Raw genomic sequence first — 8,589 nt, 5'->3', positions numbered from 1 at the left:
GTAAGATCCCTCAAAGACGATGAGGTAGATAGGTTCGGGGTGGAAGCGTGGCGACACGTGCAGCTGACGAATACTAATCGATCGAGGACTTAACCAAATTTGTTTAACGTAACAATGTCGTTTATCCAGTTTTGAGTGAACAAGCACTCTAATGAGGGTTTCAAGATACGAGTAAATCGAGAAAACAAGTGAGAGGAAAGGAACATACTAACGTATGTGACTGACCGAACGAATCCAGTTGACGAAGAAGTACGATGTATATTGAAAGCCGAAAGAGTCTAGTGATGATGGCGAAGAGGCCACACCCGTTCCCATACCGAACACGGAAGTTAAGCTCTTCAGCGCCGATGGTAGTTGGGGGTTTCCCCCTGTGAGAGTAGGACGTCGCTAGGCACCAAAAAAAAGTCGTTACCGAGTTATATCGGTAGCGACTTTTTTGTAATGAAATTATTGTTATGGGCTATATCTACAGTTTTAAGGGCTATATTTTTTTATTTATGGGCTTTAAAGTAATCTTTGGATCAATTAAATCCACTTAGGGGCTATTTAGATAAAATTAAGGGCAATAACGACGTTTTTATGGGCCACACTAAAGTGTCAGAGAAAGTAGAGGGGCAAAGTAGTTGGAGGAAACAAGGAAGTGAGTCTTAGAGCGTATGATATACGTGAGAATCGAACGAGTACGGCTGGCGAAGAAGCGTTTTTGTTCTCGTATCGTTAGTTAGTAGAAGAAATTGATTTCTCTGCCCTTTCTTAAAGTCCCAATTGTTTCCGATGCTCATGTAAGCAATAGTAGAATTCATCCTTGCCGAAAATAGGAACATAACTATACAATTATTTAAATCCAGACTTGAAATTCTATGGAGAGTTGCTATAATTATACTTGTACTTTAAATAGATTCCCATTCCGAAGTAGCTCAGTGGTAGAGCAATCGACTGTTAATCGATTGGTCGTAGGTTCGAGTCCTACCTTCGGAGCCATTTTTTTGTCTTGCTTCCATAGCTCAGTAGGTAGAGTGCTTCCATGGTAAGGAAGAGGTCACCGGTTCAAATCCGGTTGGAAGCTTCACTACAAATTATTTATGGGAAATACTTGTCCTAGTGCCAGATATATGTTATTATAATTCTTGTCTGGTTTTTAAATAATCAGGAGATAGTTTTATCTGAATGAATAATAGTAGTACAATACGGAAAGCTATAATGTACTAGTATTTTCTAAACCTAGGAGGATTAGCTCAGCTGGGAGAGCATCTGCCTTACAAGCAGAGGGTCGGCGGTTCGAGCCCGTCATCCTCCACCATTATTTTAAAATTTAGCTTCGGAGGGGTAGCGAAGTGGCTAAACGCGGCGGACTGTAAATCCGCTCCTTAGGGTTCGGCGGTTCGAATCCGCCCCCCTCCACCAGTTTATTGGGGTATAGCCAAGCGGTAAGGCAATGGATTTTGATTCCATCATGCCCTGGTTCGAATCCAGGTACCCCAGCCAATTTTTTCTAATTTAAATAACACATGGGGCCTTAGCTCAGCTGGGAGAGCGCCTGCCTTGCACGCAGGAGGTCAGCGGTTCGATCCCGCTAGGCTCCATAAATATAATAGTAAAACTCTTTCAACCAAAAGTTGAAAGAGTTTTTTTATTATAACAAGAAAGTATATGCTTTTTACTATCAGTCGACCCTCACCTTTTAGTTGCAAGGAGGGTGTTGGGTCTCACGTAAGAAAAAACACTTTCTAATATTAAGTAGTTTAGTTTATGATGAAATAAAAGCGAGGTGTACGATTTGGCCGAGACATTAACTTATGGGGATGTGACCTTACGTCCGCTACTAATTTCAGATAGTGGATTATTGTGGGAACTGTATGAACCGGAAATATTTGAGTTTATGTTAAATAAGATTGAAAGTGAAGAACAGCTAGAAAAATGGTTGGATGCTGGAATTCATCAAATGAATGATACAGCAACTGCTCATGCATTTGTAGTAGAAAATACAGATACGAAAGAGATTATGGGTACCACACGTATTTATGGAATAGATCAGACAAATTTTAGTTGCGAGATAGGCTCTACTTTCTATGGGAAGCAATATCAGCGTACACATGTAAATACTACTTGTAAGTATTTATTGTTAAAGCATTGCTTTGAGCAAATGGGTACAATTCGAGTACAGTTTAAAACGGATGAATTGAATCTTTCTTCTCAACGAGCAATCGAACGGATTGGCGGAGTAAAAGAGGGGATACTTCGTAATGAGCGAGTCCGATCTAACGGTACTGCTCGAAATGCGGTTGTGTACTCTATCATTGAAAGTGAATGGTTGGAAGTGAAATATGAGCTCGTTCAATTAATGAATAAATATTCGTAATTATGCTTGGTTGAGCCAAAAGCCCTTTAGCACTTACAATAGGTGTAATAACTAAAGGGGAGATTAAATAATGAATAAATTAAATATATCAATTATAGGAGTTCCAATGGACCTTGGTCAAAACAGACGAGGGGTCGATATGGGACCAAGTGCTATAAGGTATGCTGGTGCAGTAGAAAGACTTCAGAATATTGGCCACTCCGTGAACGATTTAGGGGATATTGCGATAGGCGGAAGAGAGTTATCTCAAAATACAAAATTACGTAATCTAGAAGAAGTGGTTGCAGCGAATACATTACTCGCTAATCGCGTTCACGATATTATTGGTGAAGGTAATTTTCCAATAGTACTTGGAGGGGATCACAGTATTGCTATTGGGACACTTGCAGGCTTAGCGGATAGTTATGACAACCTGGGAGTCATTTGGTATGACGCGCATGCCGATTTGAATACAGCTGAAACGTCCCCATCAGGAAATATCCATGGGATGCCACTTGCAGTTAGTATTGGACTAGGTCATGAGGAGCTCTTGAATATTCGAGATTTTTCACCAAAGATTAAACCTGAGAATGTAGTGATTATTGGTGCTCGTTCAGTAGATCCAGGAGAGCGTGAATTAATCAGAGAAAAAGGGATTAAAGTATTCTCGATGCATGAAATTGATAAGCTTGGAATGTCGGAAGTGATGGACCAAACGATTCAATACTTCCAGGATCGCAAAGTTGATGGGGTTCATCTTTCGCTAGATTTAGATGGGTTAGATCCATTATATACACCTGGGGTAGGAACTCCAGTGACTGGAGGTATAACATACCGAGAAAGTCATTTAGCGATGGAAATGCTCTATGCTTCAAATATGATAACTTCAGCTGAATTCGTAGAAGTAAATCCAATTCTCGATGAAAAAAATAAGACAGCTGATGTAGCTGTAGGACTGATGGGATCACTATTAGGTGAAAGTCTTATATAAAAATTTTATCTCAATATGAAAAAGTGGACTTGTAGTCTGCTTTTTTTTGTTTTGAAAATCCACACAAAGATGGAAAAGTTTGATAATATTAAGATATACAAAATAAAATGAAACCTGTTGATACCTTCGCACGTATAGGTAAGACAGCCGCATAGAGCGGGGGCGAAATTACACGATGGATGCGTTAGTGAACAAACGAATAAAACAAGTATTAAAGGGTGATAAAGACGCATTCGCGGAAATTGTCGACCTGTATCAGCATAGGTTATTTCAAGTGTGCTTTAGGATGCTTGGTAACCGTCATGAGGCAGAGGATATAGCTCAAGAAGCTTTTGTCCGTGCTTTTATTAATATTCATACGTTTGATCAAAAAAGAAAGTTTTCAACTTGGCTGTATAGAATTGCGACAAACTTATGTATTGATCGTATTCGAAAGAAAAAGCCGGATTACTATTTAGATGCGGAAGTAAGAGGTACAGAAGGACTTGACATGTATTCTCAAATAGCAGCATCTGATGAACTTCCAGAAGAAGAACTCATGAAGCTTGAGCTACAGGAACGCATACAGTATGAAATTAGTAGGCTTCCTGACAAATATAGATCGGCTATCGTATTAAAATATATGGAAGAATTATCACTTCAAGAAATAAGTGAGATATTAGATTTACCACTTGGAACTGTTAAAACAAGAATTCATAGAGGACGAGAAGCGCTTAGGAAGCAACTAAGCAGACAGCCTCAGATTTTTTAATGATAGGAGGAAATCACGATGAATGCGTGTCCAGAACGAATTGTTCACTTTATGCACGAATATTTAGATGGTGAAATCAGCCGTGAACATGAGCTGGAACTTAAATCTCATTTGCAATCATGCGAAGCTTGTCAGGTTCATATGCATGAGTTAAGCGATGTTGTTGCTTTCGTCAAAGGAGCTGCTCATATAGAGGCGCCAAATGATTTCAATCATTCTGTTATTGCTAGGTTACCGAAAGAGAAATCCCATGCAGGAGTAAGTAAATGGTTGCGACGTCATCCAATTCTTGCAGCTGCCGCAATGTTCCTTTTACTGATGAGCAGTGCACTTTTTACGAACTTTAATGATGAGCAACAGTTCTCCTTTACTAAACAAGAAAACGTAGTTGTAGAAGGAGAAACAGTTATAATCCCTGAAGGACAAGTCGTTAAAGGTGATCTGGTCGTTCGTAACGGAAATGTTCAGATTGACGGAGAATTAGATGGAAACTTAACCATTATCAATGGTTCCGCATATATGGCCTCTACCGCAAATATTACCGGCACTAGTGAGGAAATAAATGAAGCTTTTGACTGGCTATGGTACAAAATTAAAGGTGGTGCAAAGGAAGTTGTATCATTCTTTGAAAAAGATGAGAAAAAATAACGATAAGTCTATCCATGTATCTCCTTGGATAGACTTTTTTTGTTCTAAAAGCGAGGGATTACCATAATTATGGTATACTTATTTAAAATGGATTAGTGATGAAAAGTGGGGGATGCCACATGTCGTTTATGGAGCAATTTACAAACCTAATGCCAGTAAACGTTATTGTTAATATTTTAGATGTTTTATTTGTATGGTTTGTCATTTATAAGGTTATTACCTTAATAAAAGGAACTAAAGCAGTACAATTGTTAAAAGGGATTTTTGTCATTATCGTTGCACGAGTCTTGACGGACTTTTTCGGCTTAAATACACTTGATTGGCTATTAGATCGAGTAATTGAGTATGGTTTCTTAGCTATTATTATTATTTTCCAGCCAGAAATAAGAAGAGCGCTTGAACAGATAGGAAGAGGGAAGTTATTCACTAGAAGCACAATGCAACTGGAAGAAGAGCAAAACCGATTAATTACAGCGATGACGAAATCGATTAGTTATATGGCTAAACGACGAATTGGAGCACTGATCTCTATAGAGAGAGAAACTGGGTTGACAGATTATATAGAAACGGGAATCCCGCTAAACTCTTATATCACATCAGAGCTTCTTATTAATATATTCATACCAAACACGCCGCTTCATGATGGCGCGGTTATCATCAAAAAAAATACTATTGCTTCCGCGGCTTCTTATTTGCCACTATCTGAAAGTCCTTTCATATCGAAAGAGCTAGGTACTAGGCATCGAGCTGCAATTGGCTTGAGTGAAGTGACGGATGCTATAACGATTGTTGTTTCAGAAGAAACTGGTGCGATTAGCTTAACCTCCAATGGAGATTTACGAAGAGATTTATCGATAGAGGAATTTGAGTCCCATTTAACTCGCCTTTGGTTTCCAGCAGAGGAACAAGTAACTTCTTCTAAATGGTTATGGAGGGGGAAACAAAATGGATAAGATGATGAATAATCCATGGTTCTTGCGGATAATTGCCCTAGTATTAGCGATAGCCCTTTTTATAAGTGTGAAAAGTGATATAGAAAGAGATAATACAAACTTAAGCAGCAATGATGTCGATGTAATTCGTGATATACCTCTGGAAGTTTACTATGACGATGAAAACCTGGTAGTTACTGGTCCTCCAAAGACAGTTAACATCAATGTAGAAGGTCCTAAACAATTGGTACTATCAGCTAAATTAATGAAAGATTTTAAAGTTTTTGTGGACCTTCGAGAACTAGCTATAGGAACACATCGAGTCCCGATTACAACAGAAAATTTCCCTGAAAAATTAAATGTTCGAACAGATCCTATATATGTCGATGTTGTAATTGAAGAGCGTATATCTCGTGAATTTAGCGTAGAAACTGATATGAATGAAAGCCTGTTAGCTGATAATTACGTGGTCAAGTCCTATGAAGTAAAACCACAAAAAGTAATGATTACAGGAGCAAAAAGTATTATTGATAGCATAGGTTATGTAAAAGCTACTATCGCAGTTGATCAAGATATCAATAAGTCCTTTGATCAAGAAACAACTGTCAAAGTACTTGATCTTGACTTAAATAAGTTAGACGTTGTCGTTGAACCAAGCTCTGTTCAAGTAAGTGTGGAAATAGAAGAGTATAGTAAAGTGTTACCGGTAGCTCTAGTGGAACAAGGTAATCCTAAAGAAGGAATTACCGTCAATGGACTAACTACAGATACAGAAACAATTCGATTATATGGACCGAAATCAGTCCTGGATAAAATAGATCAGTTAAATGTCGATGTAGATATAAGTAAGATAGAAAAGTCTGGAAGCTTTAATATGAAATTAAATGTACCAGAAGGGGTTACAAAACTATCAAAAGAGGCAATAGAGATAACAGGAGACGTTACGATTGCACCTGATCCCGACGCAGAAGCAGCACTTGAACAGGAAGAACCTGTTTCAACAATTACAGAAAAGTCGTTTGAGCAAGTAGCCGTCACTGTAAGAGGATTGCCAGAGAAGCTGGTGAGTAACTTTGAACAACCAACTGATGGCACCGTATCGGTTGTTGCTAAAGGAACAGCAGAGGCTTTAGACAATATTCAATTAAACAATTTTTCTGTATATGTAGAAGCAACCAATTCCGGAGTGGGCGAGAGCACGCTTCCTATCCAAGTAGAAGGTTCATCTGATATAGAGTGGGAAACTTCTGAACAGGAAGCAGTCCTAACGGTTAAAGAAGCTTAATAGACAGTACAACTGGTTTTTAAGGAGAGAAGAATAAATGGGAAAATATTTTGGTACAGATGGAGTTAGAGGCGTAGCGAACTCAGAGCTAACACCAGAACTTGCATTTAAATTGGGTAGAGTTGGTGGTTATATACTGACGAAGGAAGTTACAGCGCGTCCAAAAGTATTGATTGGTCGGGATACTCGTATATCTGGTCATATGCTAGAAGGTGCACTTGTGGCTGGCCTATTATCGGTTGGCGTAGAGGTAATGCGACTAGGCGTTATTAGTACACCAGCTGTAGCCTATTTAACGAGAGCGATGAGTGCAAGTGCCGGTGTCATGATTTCTGCCTCTCATAATCCTGTGGCAGATAACGGTATTAAATTCTTTGGCTCGGACGGATTTAAATTATCTGATGGACAAGAGGAAGAAATTGAGCAGATATTAGATAGTGGTATAGATGAATTACCACGCCCAACTGGAGCAGGTGTAGGATCGGTATCTGATTACTTCGAAGGTGGTCAAAAATACATTCATTATTTGAAACAAACAATAGATGAAGAATTTGTAGGGATTCATGTGGCTCTCGACTGTGCAAATGGTTCAACATCGTCTCTTGGAACGCATGTATTTGCTGATCTAGATGCTGATCTATCTACTATGGGATCTTCTCCCAATGGCTTGAATATTAATGATGGAGTAGGTTCTACACATCCTGAAAACTTGGCGAAGTTTGTTCTAGAAAAAGGAGCAGATATTGGGCTTGCTTTTGACGGAGATGGAGATCGTCTGATTGCGGTAGATGAAAAGGGACAAATCGTAGATGGTGACCAAATTATGTATATTTGCGCCAAACATTTGCATGCACATGGACGTCTAAACAACGGGACAGTAGTTTCTACTGTAATGAGTAATATGGGCTTCTATAAAGCATTGGAATCACATAATATGACAAGTGTAAAAACTGCGGTTGGTGATCGATATGTAGTAGAAGAGATGAAAAAAAATGGCTATAACCTAGGTGGGGAGCAGTCAGGACATATCGTTTTCCTTGATTACAATACAACTGGAGATGGTTTATTAACGGGTTTACAGCTTGTGAACATTATGAAAGTAACAGGTAAAAAACTTTCCGAGCTTGCTGCCGAAATGACAATCTATCCACAAAGCCTTATTAATGTTCGAGTAACAGATAAGTATGCTGTAACCGAAAATGAAAAAGTTGCAGCTATTATTAGTGAAGTAGAAAGTGAAATGGCTGGAAATGGTCGTGTCCTTGTACGTCCATCTGGTACGGAACCTTTAGTTCGCGTAATGGTTGAAGCAGCTACCGAAGTGGAATGCGAAACCTACGTAAACCGAATCGTAGAAGTTGTTAAAGCTGAAATGGGCCTAGAAGAATAAATATAGAAATCCGACATACTTAAAGTGTGTCGGATTTTTTATCCTGCATTAACGGGCAGTAATACTCCCACTCCAAGGCTTGGCACCCAAGTGACAAAGTATAAGTGGGAAGATAACTGCCCGTAAAAGCCCGATTGGTTCAACTAACAATGAGTGGGGATGAAGAAAACCCCGCTCATTGAAGTTACACTTTATGTTTATTAGGCAAAGTTTAGTGGAATAGTAAGAGTGTACAAACAATTAAGGAGTGAGGA

The 8,589-nt window shown here is 39.0% G+C and carries 7 protein-coding genes, 6 tRNA genes and 2 rRNA genes; all 15 read left to right on the top strand.

Annotated features, from left to right (window positions below; all coding sequences use genetic code 11):
* Positions 1-97 (top strand): 23S ribosomal RNA (locus LDK52_RS14765); the annotation flags it as partial.
* A gap of 180 nt (positions 98-277) precedes the next feature.
* A 5S ribosomal RNA gene (gene rrf / locus LDK52_RS14760) occupies positions 278-393 on the top strand.
* A 513-nt stretch (positions 394-906) separates the two neighbouring features.
* A tRNA-Asn gene (locus tag LDK52_RS14755) sits at positions 907-981 on the top strand.
* Positions 982-993: 12 nt separating this feature from the next.
* Positions 994-1,066: transfer RNA gene (locus tag LDK52_RS14750), tRNA-Thr, on the top strand.
* A gap of 158 nt (positions 1,067-1,224) precedes the next feature.
* Positions 1,225-1,300 (top strand) — tRNA-Val (locus LDK52_RS14745).
* A 20-nt stretch (positions 1,301-1,320) separates the two neighbouring features.
* Positions 1,321-1,404 (top strand) — tRNA-Tyr (locus LDK52_RS14740).
* Between the two features lie 6 nt (positions 1,405-1,410).
* Positions 1,411-1,485, top strand: a tRNA-Gln gene (locus LDK52_RS14735).
* Between the two features lie 25 nt (positions 1,486-1,510).
* Positions 1,511-1,583 (top strand) — tRNA-Ala (locus tag LDK52_RS14730).
* 185 nt (positions 1,584-1,768) lie between these two features.
* On the top strand, positions 1,769-2,359 hold the full coding sequence (locus tag LDK52_RS14725; RefSeq protein ID WP_277586711.1) for a GNAT family N-acetyltransferase: 591 nt from the start codon (positions 1,769-1,771) through the stop codon (positions 2,357-2,359).
* A 70-nt stretch (positions 2,360-2,429) separates the two neighbouring features.
* On the top strand, positions 2,430-3,329 hold the full coding sequence (gene rocF / locus LDK52_RS14720) for an arginase (RefSeq protein ID WP_277586710.1): 900 nt from the start codon (positions 2,430-2,432) through the stop codon (positions 3,327-3,329).
* Between the two features lie 175 nt (positions 3,330-3,504).
* On the top strand, positions 3,505-4,080 hold the full coding sequence (sigW, locus tag LDK52_RS14715) for an RNA polymerase sigma factor SigW (protein ID WP_277586709.1): 576 nt from the start codon (positions 3,505-3,507) through the stop codon (positions 4,078-4,080).
* 18 nt (positions 4,081-4,098) lie between these two features.
* Positions 4,099-4,728, top strand: a complete 630-nt coding sequence (locus tag LDK52_RS14710; RefSeq protein WP_277586708.1) for a zf-HC2 domain-containing protein — start codon at positions 4,099-4,101, stop codon at positions 4,726-4,728.
* A gap of 119 nt (positions 4,729-4,847) precedes the next feature.
* The gene (gene cdaA, locus LDK52_RS14705) at positions 4,848-5,681 is read left to right on the top strand and encodes a diadenylate cyclase CdaA (RefSeq protein ID WP_277586707.1); all 834 of its coding nucleotides are present in this window, start codon (positions 4,848-4,850) and stop codon (positions 5,679-5,681) included.
* The gene (locus LDK52_RS14700) at positions 5,674-6,945 is read left to right on the top strand and encodes a CdaR family protein (RefSeq protein ID WP_277586706.1); all 1,272 of its coding nucleotides are present in this window, start codon (positions 5,674-5,676) and stop codon (positions 6,943-6,945) included. The genes cdaA and LDK52_RS14700 overlap by 8 nt, the downstream gene beginning before the upstream one ends.
* 37 nt (positions 6,946-6,982) lie before the next feature.
* A complete protein-coding gene (glmM, locus tag LDK52_RS14695) occupies positions 6,983-8,335 on the top strand; it encodes a phosphoglucosamine mutase (protein WP_277586705.1) in 1,353 nt (450 codons plus the stop codon).
* Positions 8,336-8,589: the final 254 nt, after the last annotated feature.

Source organism: Psychrobacillus antarcticus, from assembly GCF_029533155.1.
Taxonomy (GTDB): domain Bacteria; phylum Bacillota; class Bacilli; order Bacillales_A; family Planococcaceae; genus Psychrobacillus; species Psychrobacillus antarcticus.
This window is presented reverse-complemented; position numbering and strand designations above follow the sequence as displayed.

Coding starts and splice junctions, on each gene's coding strand:
- rocF (WP_277586710.1), top strand. CDS start 2,430: ATGAATAAATTAAATATATCAATTATAGGAGTTCCAATGGACCTTGGT.
- sigW (WP_277586709.1), top strand. CDS start 3,505: ATGGATGCGTTAGTGAACAAACGAATAAAACAAGTATTAAAGGGTGAT.
- LDK52_RS14710 (WP_277586708.1), top strand. CDS start 4,099: ATGAATGCGTGTCCAGAACGAATTGTTCACTTTATGCACGAATATTTA.
- cdaA (WP_277586707.1), top strand. CDS start 4,848: ATGTCGTTTATGGAGCAATTTACAAACCTAATGCCAGTAAACGTTATT.
- LDK52_RS14700 (WP_277586706.1), top strand. CDS start 5,674: ATGGATAAGATGATGAATAATCCATGGTTCTTGCGGATAATTGCCCTA.
- glmM (WP_277586705.1), top strand. CDS start 6,983: ATGGGAAAATATTTTGGTACAGATGGAGTTAGAGGCGTAGCGAACTCA.